This window comes from Microvirga soli (assembly GCF_016734765.1).
Lineage (GTDB): Bacteria > Pseudomonadota > Alphaproteobacteria > Rhizobiales > Beijerinckiaceae > Microvirga > Microvirga soli.
Genome location: NZ_JAERQE010000006.1, coordinates 117887 through 135139 on the forward strand (window position 1 = coordinate 117887; position 17253 = coordinate 135139).

Below are 17253 nucleotides of genomic sequence, written 5' to 3' on the forward strand. Positions count from 1 at the left end.
TCAAGCCGCATCGGGCTGCCGGTCAGGTTCGTCGCCTGCTGCATCGAAGCGCCGACGGGCGGCCAGAATCTCGTCGCGATTCTGGATCGCCCAGTCGCCCAAGGCCCGAACAGTCTTGATCAGGGAGCAACCCAGACCTGTGAGCTGGTAATCCACCCGGGGCGGAATGGTCGGATAAACGGTGCGCGTGACGAGCCCGTCACGTTCCAGGCCGCGCAGGGTCAAGGTCAACATCCGCTGGGAGATCCCGTCCACGAGGCGGCGCAACTCGTTGAAACGCTTGGGTCCTTCGCCCAACTGCACTACCACCTGAACGCTCCATTTGTCACCGACCCGGGACAGGATCTCCGTCACGGTCCGGCAGTCGGTGGGCACATGGATGTGACTGGGTGACATGAAAGTGCCTCCTTGCGAAAGGCTTCGAAAGTTACTTAATGAGCCTCGGTAACAAAAGGGAACTTAATTGTTCCCACCTCCGAATGCAAATAAAGGACATTCCATGAAGCCCAAGCTTCACATCATCATCGCCAGCACCCGCCCCGGTCGGGTCGGCCCGGGCGTCGCCCAGTGGTTCAGCGAGTACACAGCGGAACACGGCAAGTTCGAGCCTGTGCTGGTTGACCTCGCCGCGTTCAACCTGCCGCTCTTCGACGAGCCCGAGCACCCGATGAAGCAGAACTACCACCATGCCCATACCAAGGCATGGGCCGAGAGCGTGTCTGCCGCGGATGCCTTCGTGTTCGTCACGCCCGAGTACAACTACGCTCCGCCGCCGGCACTGGTGAACGCGCTGAACTACCTGTCGCGCGAATGGAACTATGCGCCCGCCGGCTTCGTCAGCTATGGCGGCATTTCCGGCGGCCTGCGTTCGGTCCAGGTGGCCAAGCAGATCGTCACGACCCTGAAGATGATGCCGATCCCGGAAGGTGTGCCGATGCCGATGGTGTTCCAGAATCTGGACGAGAACGGCAAGCTCAAGCCCGTCGACATCTACAGGACATCGGCAGCGACGATGCTCGACGAACTCTTCCGCTGGACGGAGGCTCTCAGGTCGCTGCGGGCCGAACGCAAGACCAAAATGAAGGCTGCGGCCTAAGAACCGAGAATATCAGAACAAAGGCACCGCTGAAGCTTGTCAGCGGTGCCTTTCTCGTTCGCACTATGGATTTCAGACCCGCCCGGCCAGCGCATCCTCGAAGAGCTTGCGGGCGCTTTCCTTCGTGATCGGCACCGGATTGCCGCCGGCGGTGGGGTCGTTCGGCGCCATCTCGGACATCTCGTCGAAGCGGGCGCTGTCCACCTTCAGGCCTTCCAGCGTGTGCGGCACGCCGAGATCCTTGCGCAGCTGCAGCACCCAGTCGAGGAAGGCCTGGAACGAAGGCTCAAGTCCGATATAGGCGGCGAGCCGCTCAATCCGCTCCTCGATGGCCTTGCGATTGTAGACCAGTACGTAGGGCATGAAGACCGCGTTGGTCAGGCCATGATGCGTGTCATAGAGCGCGCCGGTCGGGTGCGAGAGGGCATGGATAGCGCCGAGCCCCTTCTGGAACGCCGTGGCGCCCATGGCAGCCGCCGACATCAGCTGCGCGCGAGCCTCGATGTCTTTCCCGTCTTTATAGGCGCGCGGCAGGTACTCCTTCACGAGGCGGATGCCTTCGACCGCGATACCATCGGCCAACGGGTGATAGCCTGGTGCGCAATAAGCCTCGAGGCAATGCGCGAGCGCATCGAGACCCGTGCCGGCCGTGATGTGAGGCGGCATGCCCACCGTCAGCTCCGGATCGCAGATCACGATCTTCGGCATCATCAGTGGATGGAAGATCACCTTCTTGGTGTGCGTCGCCTCCTGCGTGATCACACCGGCGCGGCCCACTTCCGAGCCCGTGCCGGCGGTGGTCGGCACGGCGATGATCGGCTGGATGCCGTTCGGGTCGGCGCGGGTCCACCAGTCGCCGATATCCTCGAACTCCCACATGGGCCGGGTTTGGCCCGCCATGAAGGCGATGACCTTGCCAGCATCGAGCGCCGAGCCGCCGCCGAAAGCGACGACGCCGTCATGCTTGCCGGCCTTCAGGGCTTCCAAGCCCTTGTACACGTTCGTCTCGACCGGGTTCGGCTTGATATCGGAGAAGATCGCGGCCTTCAGCCCTGCGGACAAAAGCTGATCGAGCGCCGCCTTCGTCATCGGTTGCGTGGCCAGGAACGGATCCGTCACGATGAGCGGAGCCTGCATGCCGACCGACTTGCAGGCCTCAGCCAGTTCGGCAATGCGGCCTGCGCCGAAACGGATGGCGGTGGGATAGCTCCAGTTGGAACGGGGAGACATGGTCATGATGCTTTCAATCAGATCTGGCGGAGATGGTAGGATTTCGGACGGGTGAGCGATTCATAGGCCAGCCGCGACAGGCTCGCGCCGCGGCCCGTATCCTTCACGCCGGTCCAGGCAAGAGCGGGATCGAGATAATCGCAGCGGTTCATGAACACGGTGCCGGTTTCGAGCTTCTCGCCGATGGCCTCAGCCGCATCGACATCGGACGTCCAGATCGCAGCCGAAAGGCCATAGGGCGAGTCGTTCATGAGGCGGATCGCCTCCTCGTCGCCCTTCACTTTCATGATGCCGACGGTGGGGCCGAAGCTCTCCTCGCGCATCACGCTCATGGAGTGATCCACATCGGTGAGCACCTGCGGCGCGAGATAGGCGGTGTTGCCGGTATCAGAAGCAAAGCGTTTCGTGTCGATATGCGCCTTCGCGCCTTTCGCCACCGCCTCCGCATTCTGCCCTCGCACGAGATCGGCAAAGCGCTTGTGCGCCATCGGGCCGAGCGTCGTCGCCTCGTCGAGCGGATTGCCGAGCGCGTACTTGTTCACGAGTTCGACTGCGCCCTCAACGAAGCGGTCGTAATGCTTCTCGTGCACATAGATGCGCTCGATGCCGCAGCAGCACTGGCCCGAGTTGAAGAAGGCACCGTCTACGAGGTTCTCGATGGCATGATCGAGATTGGCATCCTCGCGCACGTAGGACGGATCCTTGCCGCCGAGCTCGAGTCCAAGCGATGTAAAGGATCCCGCCGCCGCACGCTCGATGGAGCGCCCGCCGGAAACGGAACCGGTGAAGTTGCAGTGATCGATGAGGCCGCCGCTCAGGATGCGGCTCGTCTGATCGTGGCTGAGATGCAGGTTCTGGAACAGACCCTTCGGCATCCCGGCCCGATCCATCGCCATCTGGAAGCGCTCGCCTGCCAGCACGGTCTGCGAGGCGTGCTTCAGGAGCACCGCGTTGCCTGCCATGAGTGCCGGCACGATGGTGTTGATGGCGGTGAGATAGGGATAGTTCCAAGGCGCGATCACCAGCACGAGACCCACGGGCTCGCGCTTGATCATGCGACGGAAGCCCGGCTTCTCGTCATCGGCCGGAATCGGCTGCAGGCTCTTCTCGGCAATGCCGATCATATGGCGCGCCCGCTCTTCGACGCCACGGAACTCGCCGCCATAACGCACCGGGCGGCCCATCTGCTGGGCGATCTCCGGCACCACCTCCTGGTTCATGGCGAGCAGCGCGTCGAGGAAGGCTGAGACCCTGCTCGCACGCTCCGCGATGGTGGTGTTGCGCCACGCCTTCTGCGCCTCACGGGCGGACGTGATCGCCGCGTCGATGGCGGCCTCGGACATGATGGGACGTCGGACGAGTTCACGCCCGTCGATGGGGGAAATGCAGACGATATCGGTATCGGCCATGATGTGATGCCTGAAAGACCATGACCCTCGCGGATCATGGTCTTCTCCTGTGATTGAGTCTCGATAAGGCTTTTAGATGATCTCGAAGTAACGGGCGAGCTGCCAATCGGTGATAGCCTTGCGCGCCTCGCGCTCCTCCCATTCCCGGGTTGCAGCGTAATGCTCGACGAAGGTGTCGCCGAAGAGCTGGCGCGCGGCCTGCGATCCTTTCAGCCGCTCGGCCGCCTCGCCGAGGGAGCGCGGCAGGGCCCGCTCCTTGGGGTGCTCGACCGCATAGGCATTGCCCTGGATCGGCTCGCCCGGATCGACCCGGTTCTCGATGCCCCAGAGACCCGAGCCGATGGCAGCGGCGAGCGCGATATACGGGTTGATATCGGCAGCCGCGACCCGGTACTCCACCCGCTGCGATTTCTCGGAACCCGGAATCACACGCAAAGCCGTGGTGCGGTTCTCCACGCCCCAGGCGGAATCGGTCGGCGCCCAGAAGCCGGGGATCAGCCGCGTGTAGCTGTTCACCGTGCAGGCCACCATGGCGAGGATTTCCGGCATCAGCTGCTGCTGCCCGCCAACGAACCAGCGCATGGTCTCCGACATATTGTGCTTGGCGTGCGGATCGTAGAACGCGCCCTTGCCGGTGTTGAGATCCCTGAGCGACGCATGCAGGTGGCCGGACTGACCGGGCCAGTCCCGCGACCACTTAGCCATGAAGGTCGCCATCCAGCCACGGCGCTGAGCCAGGATCTTGGTGTAGGTCTTGAACAGAGCCGCCTTGTCGGCAGCCTTCAACGCGTCGTCGACGCGGATCGCCGCCTCCAGCACGCCCGGTCCGGTCTCCGTGTGAAGACCCTCGATCTCGAAATCCATCTTTTTTCCGAGGTCGAGAAGCTCGTGGTAGAAATCCGCGTGCACGCCGGAGCGCAGTACCGAATAGCCGAAGAAGCCAGGCGTGATGTTCTTGAGATCGCGATAGCTCTTCTCGCGCACGGAATGCGGCGTCTCCTCGAACAGGAAGAACTCGAACTCGGCCGCAGCCGAGACCGCGAACCCCATGTCCTCTGCTTTCTTGAGCACGCGCCGCAGCACGCCGCGTGGGCAGGCCGCCTCCGCATAGCCTTCGAACTCTGCCAGGAAGAATGGGAGATCGTTCTCGAAAGGAATGAGACGCATGGATTCCGGGATCACCCGTGCCGTCGCATCGGGATAGGCCGTATGCCAGCCGGTCAGCGTGGTGTTGTCGTAGAGCTGATCGTTGGAGTCCCAGCCCAGCACCACGTCGCAGAAGCCGAAGCCCTTCTCGAGGGCCGACTCGAACTTGTCGCGAGCCATGTACTTGCCGCGCATGATGCCGTCGATATCCGTGAGGCCGATCTTCACGAAAGGAAGATCGCGGCTGCGCACATATTCCAGCGCATCAGTGGCATTCTTGATCTTGGGAGCGTCCATACGAATAACCTTGACCGCGATAGGAGAAAGGGAGCGCGCGGCTTGCGCGCTCCCGACGTGTCAGTAGGACTTGTACTCGCTCTCGCCCTTGGTGAGCGCGAACTCCTCCTCCGGGGAGAGGATGAGCTTATGCCGTCCGATGAGCAGGAAGTAGGCCATCATGACTGCGTAATAGACTGCAACGCCGATGACGGCGGTCTGGAAGACCGAGTCGGTGAGCTGGAAGTAGAGCGTCACCGCCGCGATCACCATGCAGACCACCGCGCCCGCGATGCCGAATGGGCTCCTGTAGGGTCGGTGCAGGTTCGGATACTTCTTCTTGAGCACGATGTAGGACATGCCCTGCATGAAGTAGGCCAGCATCGCGCCCGCCACCGCCATGTTCAGCAACGTGCCGCCGATGACTGTCGCACCTGCCTCGGCTCCCGCCGAGAACCAGATGATCAGCATCACAAGGAGGCCCAGCACAGCGCCTGCGATCAGCGCCACATGCGGCGTCTTGCGTTCGCCATGCGTAACCGACAGGAAGCTTGGGAAGTAGCCGGCTCGCGACAGCGAGTAGATCTGCCGCCCGAAGGCGAAGATGATGGTGTGGAACGAAGCGATGAGGCCGATGACCGCAACCGCCGCGAGGACTTTTGCAATGTCCGTGCCGAACAGGGTGCGGAACCCGTCGAGCAGCGGCTCGCCCGACTTGCCAAGGCCCACCGCACCCGGTGCGATACCGGTGTTCAGGAAGAGCACGAGGAAGGCCGAAGCGATCAGCGTCAGGATACCGGCGATAATGCCTTTGGGCATGTCGCGCTGCGGATCGTGCGATTCTTCGGCCGCCAGTGGCAGTTGCTCAATGGCGAGGAACAGCCAGACCGCGAAGGGCAATGAGGCCAGGATGCTGCCGACGCCCAAGGGCAGGAAAGGACCGTTGCCGCTTGGAAGCTCTGCACCGTCGGGCCCGATGTTCAATGCCCAGCGCGAGAAATCGAACTGGCCGGAGAACAGAACCGAAAGGTAAAAGGCGGCGAGCACGGCAAGGGCCGCCAATGTGACGCCCACGGTGACCCTGAACGACAGCTCGACACCGATGATGTTGAGGCCGACGAACAGTGCGTAGCACAGCACCCAGTATACGGGCTGGAACGCCGGTGCCGTCTCGAAGATCGCCGACAGGTAGGAGCTGATGAAGAACACGATCACGGCCGGGGTCAGCACGAACTCGATGTTCTCCGCGATGCCCGTGATGTAGCCGGCCCAAGGCCCCATGGATGTGCGGGCAAAGGAATAGGCACCACCTGTGTGCGGCAGGGCCGGCGACATCTCGGCGAGCGAGAAGGTCAGGCCCAGATACATGGTGGCGATGATGATGGTGGCGAAGAACATCGCCCCGAAGCCATTGGCGAGGCCGAGATTCCAGCCCGAGTAGTGCCCTGAGATCACCGCCCCAACGCCGAGCGCCCAGAGCGACCAGACGCGTGCATGACGCTTGAGGCGCCGGGCTTCGAAATAGTTTTGATCCACCGTGGTGTAGGTGACGCCGGCGGCGTTCTGCACCCCGGCTGGCGGGGCGTGAACCCCGGGATTTCCTTGTCCGACTGACATTGAGTTGATCCTCCAAGAAGTTCTGCGTTTCGGGTCACGGCACATGTGTGCGCCATGCCCGTCATCAGAGCGTCCGTGCCCCCTCCCTCAAAAGCGGCGCCAGACGATTGGCCCACGACGCCTGTCCGTCTTCTGTGCGGATCAGGTCGTTGCGGATTTCGATCATCAGCGGGGGAAGACCGCGCCTCTCGGCGTGGCGTTCCAGGGTGTGGAACACCCGGTCCGCTGGTGAATAGGGTTCGTTCATGCCGACGGTGAGCGCCGGATCCTGCTTCAAGCCGGCTTCGACATAGCGGGCATAGCGCTCGTCGCGATTGAAGATGAGGCCGATCTGCCAGGGGCGCGGCACATCCCGGTAGACGGGCGTGAAGGAATGGATGGACACGACGGCACCGAGCTCTCCTGCCGCCATGCGGGCATTCGCGAAGGTGTCGACCGCATCGTGGAAGGCATCGTAGACCTCGCGCGCACGATAAGTCCGCTCGTCGTCATCGAGGTCGAGATTGCCCGGGATCGTGGTTCGCTCGCTCAGCGTCCAGATCGAATCCGGCGCAGACGGTTCACGATTGAGGTCGAGCACGAGGCGCGAGACGGTTGCATGGACCAGCGGCGCGTCGAGAAGGCGCGAAAGCTCCTTGGCCACTCCGAGTGCACCGGGGTCCCAGGCAATGTGGCTTTCGAGTTCCTCAGGTCCGAGACCTAGGGTGCCGTAGCGGGCAGGCAGACGATTGGAGGCATGTTCGCAGATAAGCAGGATGGGCGAGCGCCCTTGCGGGTTCTCAATCGCGGCAACCGGCTGCTCCGCCGTTTCGGCAGAGGCTGGACTGGCTGTCACCTGACTCGCCTGCGTCATGCGGTTCTCCGTCAACCTGCCTTAAGGCAGGGATTGTCCCCGGTTGAACGCTTGATACGTTTCTTATTAAATTCTCAGGTTTTGAAATTTCTGATACAGCTTTTCAGAACCGTCAAGGAGGGGCTGTGAATCAATCCGGTATGCGTGGCAAAAGCCGCCTCCATCCCACAGACCCGCCGAGCCTCGCCGAGCGCATCCGGCTCGAGATGGAATCCTTCACGCCCAGCGAAAAGCGCGCCGCCCACCTGCTCCTGAGCCATTATCCCTTTGCCGGCCTTGATACCGTTGCGGAATTCGCCTCCCGCGCCGGCATCTCTGCCCCGTCCGTCCTGCGCTTTGTCACCCGGCTCGGCTTCGGCGGCTTCCCGGACTTCCAGAAGCACCTGCGGGAGGAACTCGAGGCTCAGCTGCTCTCACCGCTTGCCAAATCTGGGCCCTCCGACAAGGGGCAAGGCGCACCGGCGCTCGCCTCCTTCGCGGAAGCCGTGATCGGTAACCTGAAGGCAACAGTGGAGAACATCGCCCCGGCCGAATTCGAGGCGGTGGTGGCGCTCCTGTCCGACCCGCGCCGGCACATCCACTTCACCGGTGGGCGCTTCACGGGCGCGCTCGCGCGCTACGCCGAGAGCCATTTCCGCATCGTGCGCAGCCATGTGGACTTCATCGAGGGCCAGCCTGCCCTCTGGCGCGACCGGATGATCGAGATCAGCCGGAAGGACGTGATCGTCGCCTTCGACATCCGCCGCTATCAGGAGGATGTGACGGCGCTCTGCGAAGCGGCGTCGAAGCAGGGAGCAACCGTCGTCCTGCTCACCGATCCATGGCTCTCGCCCATCGCCCGCGTCGCCCGGCACGTGCTGCCCGCCCACATCGTCGCTCCGTCCAATTGGGATTCCTCGGCGGGCCTGCTGCTTCTGACGGAGGCGCTCGTCGCGGCCGTCACCAAGCGCCTGTGGGAGACTGCCAAGCCGCGCATGGAGGCGGTGGAGCGCCTGCGGGGCGAGAGATCGTAGGCTTTATTCCGCTGCAGCCGTCTTGTTCCGCTGCAGCCAGCCGATCAGGATGGGCAGCACGAGGCCGATGCCGAGAAAGCGGACGAGGTGGTGGATGCCGACATAGAGCGGATCCAACCCGAGAATGAGCGCGAGAACGGTCATAGCCTCAAGGCCGCCGGGCGCGAAGGCCACCAGACCGTTGGCGAAACTGACCCCTGCGAGCCAGGCGGCCACGCCTGCAAAGAGTGCAGCCACCACCATGCCGACCGTAAAGGAGCCGAGTGCCGCGATGAAGGCGCGCTTCAGGGTCGAGCGCTGGATGTTGCGAAACCGCTCGGCGATGAAGAGACCGATCAGAACAAGACCGCCCGTCGCAATGACAGGAGGAATGACGCCGGTGACCCATGCAGTGCCGTGACTGACCGAACTCATCACCGTCGCGCCGAGCAGAATGGGAGCCGCAACCTTCAGCTGCTTGAGCACGGCTCCCAACAGCAATCCACCGAGGAGGATCAGAGCCATGCCGCCCGGGCTCTCGACAGGCATGCCCTCGCCGATCAGCGCACCGGTGTTGCCGCCATCACCTGTGAGCACGACGAAGCTCGGCAGCAGGGCGATCAGCACGAAAAGACGGAAGTTCTGCACGATGGCAATGGAGGCGACCTCAGCCTTGCGCTCGGCTGCCACGGCAAGAACGGTGGAGAGCGCGCCCGGTACGGAGGCCAGCACCGCATCGGCCCTGCGCCAGCCCGACATGCGCGTGAGCCACGCCGTCGAGGCCGCTGAAATCGCCACCACGCCGATGACCAAAAGAATGAGGCTGCCGGGATAACGGCCCATGGCAGCAATGGCCTCGGGCGTGACCGCCGCGCCCATGGCGGCACCCGAGATCAGCATGGCTGCGTCGGCAAGAGCACGCGGCATGGGCACAGCCCATCCGGTAAGGCCCCACAGAGTCGCCCCAATGGCAGCCCCCGACAGCCAAGCCGCCGGAACGCCGAGCCAGTGGAAGACGAGGCCACCGAGGGCGGCGATCAGAATCTGGACGAGATGGGCGAGAAAGGGACGCATCACGATGTTGCTCAATGGACGCCGTTTCCTTGCCCGTCAAATGCCGTTGGCGCGCACAAGCCATGCGAAGAGCGTCTGCGAAGCCGCAGCCTGGTATTCTGAATACGGCCTCGCAGACCTTAGGCGACGAGCCGCTGCAGGGCCTCGCTGATGCGGCGAACCGCCTCTTCCACATCCTCGGGCTTGCGCAGGTAGCACAGGCGCAGATACCCCTCGCCCGCCTCGCCGAAGGCCGAGCCCGGCGCCAAGCCTACATTCGCCTCGTCGATGAGGCGGAAGGCAATGTCCTTGGAACTGCTGGCGCCCTTGATCTTCAGGAATGCATAGAAGGCCCCGCTCGGCGGCGGCAGTTCGACGAGACCGGTTTGCGCAAGCCGCCCGACGATCTCGCGCCCTTGGCGTGCGCGAACGATCTGCTCGGCGAGGAAGCTCTCGCCCTGCTCGATGGCGGCGACGCCGGCGCGCTGGACGAAGACCGGCGTTCCCGAGGTCTGGTACTGCACCAGGTTCTCGATGACCTGTCCTAGAGCGGGCGGGGCTTCGAGCCAGCCGAGCCGCCAGCCGGTCATGGCCCAGTTCTTGGAGAAGGTTTGGACGAAGATGATCTTGTCGTCCGGCTCCATCACGTCACGGAACGAAGGCGTGCGCCCGTCGATGGTGAGAGCGGGGTCGTGAATGAAGCGGCTGTAGATCTCGTCCGCCACGATCCAGAGGCCATGACGGCGGGCGAGATCGAGCGCAGCGCGCAGATCGGCGTGGCTCGCCACCCATCCGGTTGGGTTCGAGGGCGAGTTAATGACGAGCACACGGGTGCGCGGCGTGATTGCCTTCTCGAGTCGCTCGAAGTCGAGGTGCCAGCCTTTGTCGTCGATCGCCATCGGAACCGGCACGGGGCGTGCACCGGCAATGGTGATAGCGCCGGCGAAGTTTGGCCATGCGGGCGTAGGGATGAGCACCTCATCGCCGTTGCCCGCGAGCATGCGGAAGGCAAGCTGCATGGCCGGCATGCCGCCGGAGGTGACGAAGAAGCGCTCCGGATCGAAAGCTTTGCGGTAGACCTGCTCATGATAGCGGGCAATCGCCTGACGCAGCTCGGGGATGCCGCGCTGGTAGGTGTAGAAGGTTTCGCCCTTCGCGAGCGACTGGGCCGCCGCCTCGCAGATGAACGACGGGGTCGGCAGATCGCCCTCGCCCACCCAGAGCGGAATGATGCCGGGCTTCAAGCGACCGTAGCTGAACACGTCGACGATGCCGCTGGTCGGCGCCTGCTCCGCCTCGGGGCGCAGGTTGAGAACAGACGGAATCGACACGGACGCATTCATGGGAGATTTCCTTGGGAAGCCAGCGAACAGGGATGGCCCGTTCGGCCCCTCAAGGCAAGTCTTGAATACGTCGCATGACAAAAGACGAAGGGTTCGATCGATACCGGTGATGAATCAGAGCGTCCGGCCCGTCTTCATCAGGTCGCGGATTTCGGTCAGCAGCTTTACGTCGGCGGGAATTTCGGCCGGCTTGTCGGCTGTGCCGGTCTTGGCATCTTCCTTGCGGCGCAGGCGGTTCATGCCCTTGACCAGGAGAAAGAGAATCCACGCGATGATGATGAAGTTGATGGCAGCCGTGATGAAGCTGCCCCAGGCGAGCACAGCCCCCTGGTTCTTGGCCTCCGTCAGGGCCGGCGCTGTGACGGTCTCTGACAGGGGCGTGAAGTAGTTCGTGAAATCGAGGCCGCCGGTGACGGCCCCGATGACGGGCATGAAGATGTCGCCCACCAGCGAATCCACGATCTTGCTGAAGGCGGCGCCGATGATGATGCCGATGGCGAGATCGACCACATTGCCGCGAAGTGCGAACTGCTTGAACTCGTTCCACATAACCGGACCTCCTGTCGCTTGCTCCCAAGCTTCAAGCTGCCCGACTTAAGAATTTCGTCAAGTGCTGCGGCTCGCAAGCAGGTCCTGCAGATCCAGGCGTTGGGTGACCATCTGGAGTTCGCCGCCCGACGTTCTCGGCCATTGATCCTCGGGCCGGTCCACGTAAAGCTCGATGCCATTGCCATCGGGATCGCTCAGGTAGAGAGCTTCGCTGACCCCGTGGTCGCTCGCCCCCTGGAGCGGAATACCAGCCTCGGCGAGCCTGTAGAGCGCATCGGCCAGTGCCGCCCGCGTCGGGTAGAGGATTGCCAGATGGTAGAGCCCCGTGGTGCCGGGAGGCGGCGGCGAGCCGCCCTGGCTCTCCCAGGTGTTCAGGCCGATGTGGTGGTGATAGCCTCCAGCCGACACGAAGGCCGCCTGGGTGCCATAGCGCTGCATCAGCTCGAAGCCGAGCACGCCGCAATAGAAGGCGAGCGCGCGATCGAGATCCGCCACCTTGAGATGAACGTGGCCGATCCTGACGCCTGGATCGATGGGCCTCGCCGCCGGTTGTCCGGTGGCTTCATGAGAGGTTTGGTTCAGCATCGGTTTGTCTTTCAAGCAGACCGTGTGGATAACGCAGGAGCAGCCTTGGCCGATCCGCCCTGAAGGGCAAATGCGCCATTGCCGAGCAGTGCCTGAGCTGCAAGAGCCGCGATCCAGAAGGCGAGGAATTCCCAGCCGCCGTTCGGGTTGCTGAAGAAGAAGCCGGCCTTGCCGTGAACGAGAACGATGGCGCCGAGCAGGATCGGGATCAGGGCCAGGGACACCCAGCGGGTGAAGACGCCGAGGATCAGGGCGATGCCACCGACAGCTTCGGCCGCGATGGTGAGGTAGGCAAGCGACGGCGGCAGGCCGAGGCTGCCGAAGAACTGGGCGGCGCCGGCAGGCGTGAACACGAAGAATTTTAGGCCGGCATGGGCGAGGAACACGATGCCGAGGGTGATGCGCAGGATCAGGGCGGCGTAAGGGGCGGTACGGGTGTCAATCATCGAACGATCTCCGGAATGGGACCTTCATATGATCTCAAACCGGAGATATGATAATCTTCCCCTCTGAATATTACTTCACACCGAGAGAGTGAAATCATCCCATGCTCGACCGCGTCACCAGCATGCAGGTCTTTGTTCGCGTCGCAGCCCTCGGCAGCTTCTCGGCAGCAGCACGGGCGCTCAATCTTTCCCAAACTATGGTGACGAAGCATGTGGCTGCCCTCGAGGACAGGCTCGGGGTCAAGCTGCTGCATCGCTCCACCCGCAAGCTAGTGCTGACCGAAGGCGGCCGGGATTATCTCTCCGCCTGCGAGCGCATCCTGGCCGAGATCGAGGAGGCGGAGGCCTCCGCCAGCCTCGACCGGATCGAGCCGCGCGGGACCCTGCGGCTCAATGTGCCCCTCACTTTCGGCTTCCGCCACATCGCCCCGGCGCTGCCCGAATTCAACCGTCTCCACCCGGCCGTTTCCTTCGATCTCGGTCTTGCGGACCGTTACGTGGATCTTATCGAGGAAGGGTGGGACCTGGCGATCCGGATCGGGCGGCTGAAGGATTCGAGCCTCGTCGCCCGGCGCCTTGCTCCCTGCCGCACCGTGGTCTGCGCCGCTCCCTCTTACCTGAAGCAGCATGGGACACCGGGAAAACTCGACGATCTCGCCCGGCACAACTGCCTGGGCTATACCCTGCCGAGCGCCATCGGGGCGAACCGCTGGACCTTCGGCCAAGATGGCGAGATCGTCGTGCCGGTTCAGGGGAACCTTCGCGCCAACAATGGCGATGCTCTGCTGGCTGCGGCCGTCGCCGGACAGGGGCTGATCTACCAGCCCACCTTTATTGTCGGAGATTGCCTGCGCGACGGCAGGCTCGTGCGGGTGCTCGGGGACCACTCCACCTACCAGCCGGGCATTCATGCCGTCCTGCCCTCCGGCCGCCAGGCCCCGGCCAAGGTGCGTGCCTTCATCGCGTTCCTGGCGCAGCGCTTTGCGCCTGAACCCGCTTGGGATCGAGGCCTGTGATCGGCTGGCGGTGGCCTTCGCATCGCTAACCGGCTAAAGCTAATCCACGTCTGTTTTCGAGGATTCACGCCTATGGTCGCCACCTGGGCCGTCGTGTTGTCGGCGCTGGTCTATCTCTGCTTCCTGTTCACGGTGGCCTATTGGGGTGACAACTGGGGGCGGCGCTTCGTTCAGGGGCCGGCCCGCTCGACGATCGCGGCCCTCGCGCTCGCGGTCTATTGCACGTCCTGGACCTTCTTCGGATCGGTCGGGCTCGCCAGCCATTCGGGCTTCGACTTTCTCGCCATCTATATCGGCCCGATCCTGGTGATCGGTCTGGGCTTCCCGCTCGTCGCCCGGGTGGTGCGCGTGGCGAAGACCCAGAACATCTCCTCCATCGCCGACTTCGTGGCCGCGCGATACGGCAAGAGCGAGAGGGTCGCGGCCCTCGTCAGCCTCATCGCCCTCGTCGGCTCGGTTCCTTACATCGCCCTGCAGCTGAAGGCGGTGTCGTCCTCGCTCGACGTGTTCCTGACGGCAGCGAGCGGCGCATCCCTGAGCCAACTGCCGATCCTCGGCGATCTGGCCCTTGTGGTTGCCCTTGTTCTTGCAGGCTTCGCCGTCGCCTTCGGCACGCGTCACACGGATGCGACCGCGCACCAGAACGGACTTCTGCTCGCCATCTCCATCGAGTCCTTGGTGAAGCTGATCGCCTTCCTGATGATCGGCGGCTACATCACCTTCGTGATGTTCGGCGGCTATGACGACATCGTCCAGCGCCTCAACGCACAGGGCACCACCTCCGCCCTGATGGAGCGGACATCGGGTTTCGGCAGCTATATCACGCTCATCCTGCTCTCGACCTGTGCGACCCTTCTTCTCCCGCGCCAGTTCCATGTCACCGTGGTCGAGAACCACGACATCGCGGATCTGAAGCGCGCCGCGTGGCTGTTTCCGCTCTACCTCGTCCTCATCAATCTCTTCGTGATCCCGGTCGCTCTGGCAGGCATGTCCGCCTTTCCCGAAGGGAGCATCGACCGAGACATGACCGTGCTCGCGCTGCCGCTGATGGACAAGGCCGGCACTCTGGCGGTGATTGCCTTCCTCGGCGGCTTCTCGGCCGCCACCGCCATGGTGATCGTCGATTCCGTCGCCGTGGCCGTGATGATCTCGAACCACCTCGTCATGCCCATCGTCCTGCGGCGGCGCGCCTTTGCCGGCATCGATCCCGGCGGCTTCGTGATCGGCGTGAGGCGGGTCTCCATCGTCCTCGTCATCCTGCTGGGCTATGCGTATTACCGCGCCTCGGGAGAAGCGGCGCTCGCCGCCATCGGGCTTCTGTCCTTTGCGGCCATCGCCCAGGTGGCGCCGGCCTTTCTCGGCGGCCTCATCTGGTCGCGCGGCACGGCGCTCGGCGCCAGCGTCGGGCTCGTGGTAGGCTTCGTCACCTGGGCCTACACGCTCCTTCTGCCGAGCCTCGTCTGGGACGGCGTGTTCTGGTCGGATGTGGTCGTCACAGGGCCCTTCGGCATCACGGCGCTGAAGCCGACATCCCTGTTCGGGGTCGATCTGCCCCAACTGACCCACGGCGTGATCTGGAGCCTGACGCTCAACATCCTGTGCTACATCGCCTTCTCCCTGTGGCGGCCGGTGACGGCCATGGAGCAGATCCAGGCCAATGTCTTCCTCGGCGAGGCTGCCGCGTCCGCCACGCCGAGCTTCCGCCTGTTCCGCGCCAGCGTGGGCGTCGGCGAGCTGCGCGCCACCGTCGCCCGCTATCTGGGTGAGGAGCGGACGGCCCGCTCCTTTGAGGGCTTCGCTCACAGCCGCGGGCAGAATATCGATCTGCGTGCCGAGGCGGACATCCATCTCCTGCGCTATGCGGAGCACCTTCTGGCCTCGGCCATCGGCACCGCGTCCTCACGCCTTGCGCTGTCGCTGCTGCTGCGCCGACGCACCGTCTCCACGGAAGCGGCCCTCAAGCTGCTCGACGATGCATCGGCGGCGATCCAGCACAGCCGCGATCTTCTCCAGCACGCGCTCAACTACGCCAAGCAGGGCATCACGGTGATCGACGGCGATCTGCGGCTGCTCGCCTGGAATCAGGCTTTCCTCGACCTCTACGACATGCCGCCCAACTTCGTGCAGGTAGGGATCGGTATGGAGCAGATCGTGCGCTACAACGCTTCGCGCGGATCTTACGGACCCGGCAAGATCGAGGATCTTGTGGAAGCCCGCCTCCATTCGTTCCGGCACGATGTGGAGCCGGTGCGCCTCAGGCTCTATCCCTCGGGCAAGGTGATCGAGATCCGCTCGAACCTGCTGCCCGACGGCGGCCATGTGACCACCTACACGGACGTCACGGAAACCGTTCTGGCCGAAGAAGCGAGCCGCCGCGCCAACGAGACCCTGGAGCAGCGGGTGCGCGAGCGAACAGAGGAGCTCACCCGCCTCAACGAAGCGCTCAGGAACGCCAAGGCGGAGGCCGACGAGGCCAACATCTCCAAGACGCGGTTCCTCGCGGCTGCCTCGCACGACATTCTGCAGCCGCTCAATGCAGCGCGCCTCTATGCCACTTCGCTCGTGGAGCGGGATCGCGAGGCTGGCGATGTAACGCTGGCCGAGAACATCGATGCGTCGTTGGATGCCGTCGAGGAGATCCTGACCGCCATTCTCGACATCTCGCGCCTCGATACGGGCGCCATGAAGCCGCAATGGTCGAGTTTCCGCATCGACGAGATGTTCCGTCAGCTGCAGCGCGAATTCGAGCCGATCGCCCGGGCCAAGAACCTGAAGCTCACCTTCATCCCCTCCTCCATGACGGTGCGCTCGGACCGGCGCCTCATGCGCCGCCTTTTGCAGAACCTGATCTCCAACGCGATCAAGTACACACCGTCCGGGCGCGTGCTCGTCGGCGGACGCCGCCGCGGCGGGCACTTCGCTCTGGAAGTCTGGGACACGGGTCTCGGCATCCCGGCCTCCAAGCAGCGCGTGGTCTTCCGCGAGTTCCAGCGCCTGGATCAGGGCATGAAGGTTGCGCGTGGTCTGGGCCTGGGACTGTCCATCGTCGAGCGCATCGGCCGCGTGCTGAAGCACCCGATCACGTTGAACTCCGAGGTCGGGCGCGGCTCCGTGTTCCGGCTGGAGGTGCCTGTGGTCGCTGCCCTTCCGGCAACGGCCGCAAGCCCCGAGCCGCCGAAGGCTCCAGCGACCGTACTGTCGGGCCTTCGCGTGCTCGTCATCGACAACGAGCCCGCCATTCTGGAAGGCATGCGTCTTCTGCTCACGGGATGGGGATGCGACGTCTGGACAGCATCCGACCTGGAGACCGCACACCAGGCCCTGCGCACGAACAAGGGTCTGCCGGAGGTGATCATCGCCGATTACCACCTGGACGAAACCGACGGGCTCGAAGTCATCAAGGCCCTGCGCTGGAAGACCCAGGTCGATATGCCGGCCCTGCTCGTCACCGCCGACCGCACGCCTGTCGTTCGCGACGCCGCGGCTGCGATGAACATCCATGTTCTCAACAAGCCGCTGAAACCCGCAGCCCTGCGCGCATTGCTGACGCAATGGCGGGCGACGAAAGTGGCAGCGGAGTAGAGAAGCCTCCAACGTCATCCCCGGGCGTGTCCCGGGGATCCACGTCTTAACCGCGCGCAA

15 protein-coding genes are annotated in these 17253 nt (G+C 63.9%); 4 read left to right on the top strand and 11 right to left on the bottom strand.

Going from position 1 to position 17253, the window contains the following annotated elements:
- Positions 1 to 396 (bottom strand): winged helix-turn-helix transcriptional regulator, encoded by a 396-nt coding sequence (locus JKL45_RS08200; RefSeq protein WP_201860628.1) that lies wholly within the window; start codon positions 394 to 396, stop codon positions 1 to 3.
- A 103-nt stretch (positions 397 to 499) separates the two neighbouring features.
- On the opposite strand from JKL45_RS08200, the gene JKL45_RS08205 reads away from it, so the two are divergent.
- The gene (locus tag JKL45_RS08205; RefSeq protein ID WP_201860629.1) at positions 500 to 1096 is read left to right on the top strand and encodes an NADPH-dependent FMN reductase; all 597 of its coding nucleotides are present in this window, start codon (positions 500 to 502) and stop codon (positions 1094 to 1096) included.
- A 72-nt stretch (positions 1097 to 1168) separates the two neighbouring features.
- Here the strand turns inward: JKL45_RS08205 and JKL45_RS08210 are convergent, their stop codons facing one another.
- From JKL45_RS08210 to JKL45_RS08230, 5 genes are all read right to left on the bottom strand, one after another.
- Entirely contained in the window at positions 1169 to 2332 is a 1164-nt protein-coding gene (locus JKL45_RS08210; RefSeq protein WP_201860630.1) for an iron-containing alcohol dehydrogenase, read from the bottom strand.
- An 11-nt stretch (positions 2333 to 2343) separates the two neighbouring features.
- Entirely contained in the window at positions 2344 to 3735 is a 1392-nt protein-coding gene (locus tag JKL45_RS08215) for an aldehyde dehydrogenase family protein (protein ID WP_201860631.1), read from the bottom strand.
- A 72-nt stretch (positions 3736 to 3807) separates the two neighbouring features.
- Entirely contained in the window at positions 3808 to 5178 is a 1371-nt protein-coding gene (locus tag JKL45_RS08220) for a glutamine synthetase family protein (protein ID WP_201860632.1), read from the bottom strand.
- Between the two features lie 60 nt (positions 5179 to 5238).
- A complete protein-coding gene (locus JKL45_RS08225; protein ID WP_201860633.1) occupies positions 5239 to 6774 on the bottom strand; it encodes an amino acid permease in 1536 nt (511 codons plus the stop codon).
- Positions 6775 to 6838: 64 nt separating this feature from the next.
- Positions 6839 to 7627 carry an N-formylglutamate amidohydrolase gene (locus JKL45_RS08230; RefSeq protein ID WP_201860634.1) on the bottom strand — a complete coding sequence of 263 codons (789 nt, stop codon included), beginning with the start codon at positions 7625 to 7627 and terminating at the stop codon, positions 6839 to 6841.
- 125 nt (positions 7628 to 7752) lie between these two features.
- On the opposite strand from JKL45_RS08230, the gene JKL45_RS08235 reads away from it, so the two are divergent.
- On the top strand, positions 7753 to 8640 hold the full coding sequence (locus tag JKL45_RS08235; RefSeq protein WP_312896926.1) for a MurR/RpiR family transcriptional regulator: 888 nt from the start codon (positions 7753 to 7755) through the stop codon (positions 8638 to 8640).
- Between the two features lie 3 nt (positions 8641 to 8643).
- Here JKL45_RS08235 and JKL45_RS08240 read toward each other — a convergent pair whose 3' ends face one another.
- The 5 genes from JKL45_RS08240 to JKL45_RS08260 form a co-directional block, all read right to left on the bottom strand.
- On the bottom strand, positions 8644 to 9693 hold the full coding sequence (locus tag JKL45_RS08240) for an AbrB family protein (RefSeq protein ID WP_201860685.1): 1050 nt from the start codon (positions 9691 to 9693) through the stop codon (positions 8644 to 8646).
- Positions 9694 to 9812: 119 nt separating this feature from the next.
- Positions 9813 to 11015: a pyridoxal phosphate-dependent aminotransferase gene (locus JKL45_RS08245; protein WP_201860635.1), complete on the bottom strand. Its 1203-nt coding sequence runs from the start codon at positions 11013 to 11015 to the stop codon at positions 9813 to 9815.
- Positions 11016 to 11129: 114 nt separating this feature from the next.
- Positions 11130 to 11564: a large conductance mechanosensitive channel protein MscL gene (gene mscL, locus JKL45_RS08250; RefSeq protein WP_201860636.1), complete on the bottom strand. Its 435-nt coding sequence runs from the start codon at positions 11562 to 11564 to the stop codon at positions 11130 to 11132.
- A gap of 57 nt (positions 11565 to 11621) precedes the next feature.
- Positions 11622 to 12149 (bottom strand): VOC family protein, encoded by a 528-nt coding sequence (locus tag JKL45_RS08255; protein WP_201860637.1) that lies wholly within the window; start codon positions 12147 to 12149, stop codon positions 11622 to 11624.
- Between the two features lie 11 nt (positions 12150 to 12160).
- Positions 12161 to 12595, bottom strand: coding sequence for a DoxX family protein (locus tag JKL45_RS08260; RefSeq protein WP_201860638.1), 435 nt, complete (start codon positions 12593 to 12595; stop codon positions 12161 to 12163).
- Between the two features lie 101 nt (positions 12596 to 12696).
- Between JKL45_RS08260 and JKL45_RS08265 the strand changes: the two genes are divergently transcribed.
- Both JKL45_RS08265 and JKL45_RS08270 read left to right on the top strand, forming a co-directional pair.
- Positions 12697 to 13611: a LysR family transcriptional regulator gene (locus JKL45_RS08265; RefSeq protein ID WP_201860639.1), complete on the top strand. Its 915-nt coding sequence runs from the start codon at positions 12697 to 12699 to the stop codon at positions 13609 to 13611.
- Between the two features lie 72 nt (positions 13612 to 13683).
- A complete protein-coding gene (locus tag JKL45_RS08270) occupies positions 13684 to 17193 on the top strand; it encodes a PAS domain-containing hybrid sensor histidine kinase/response regulator (protein WP_201860640.1) in 3510 nt (1169 codons plus the stop codon).
- Positions 17194 to 17253: the final 60 nt, after the last annotated feature.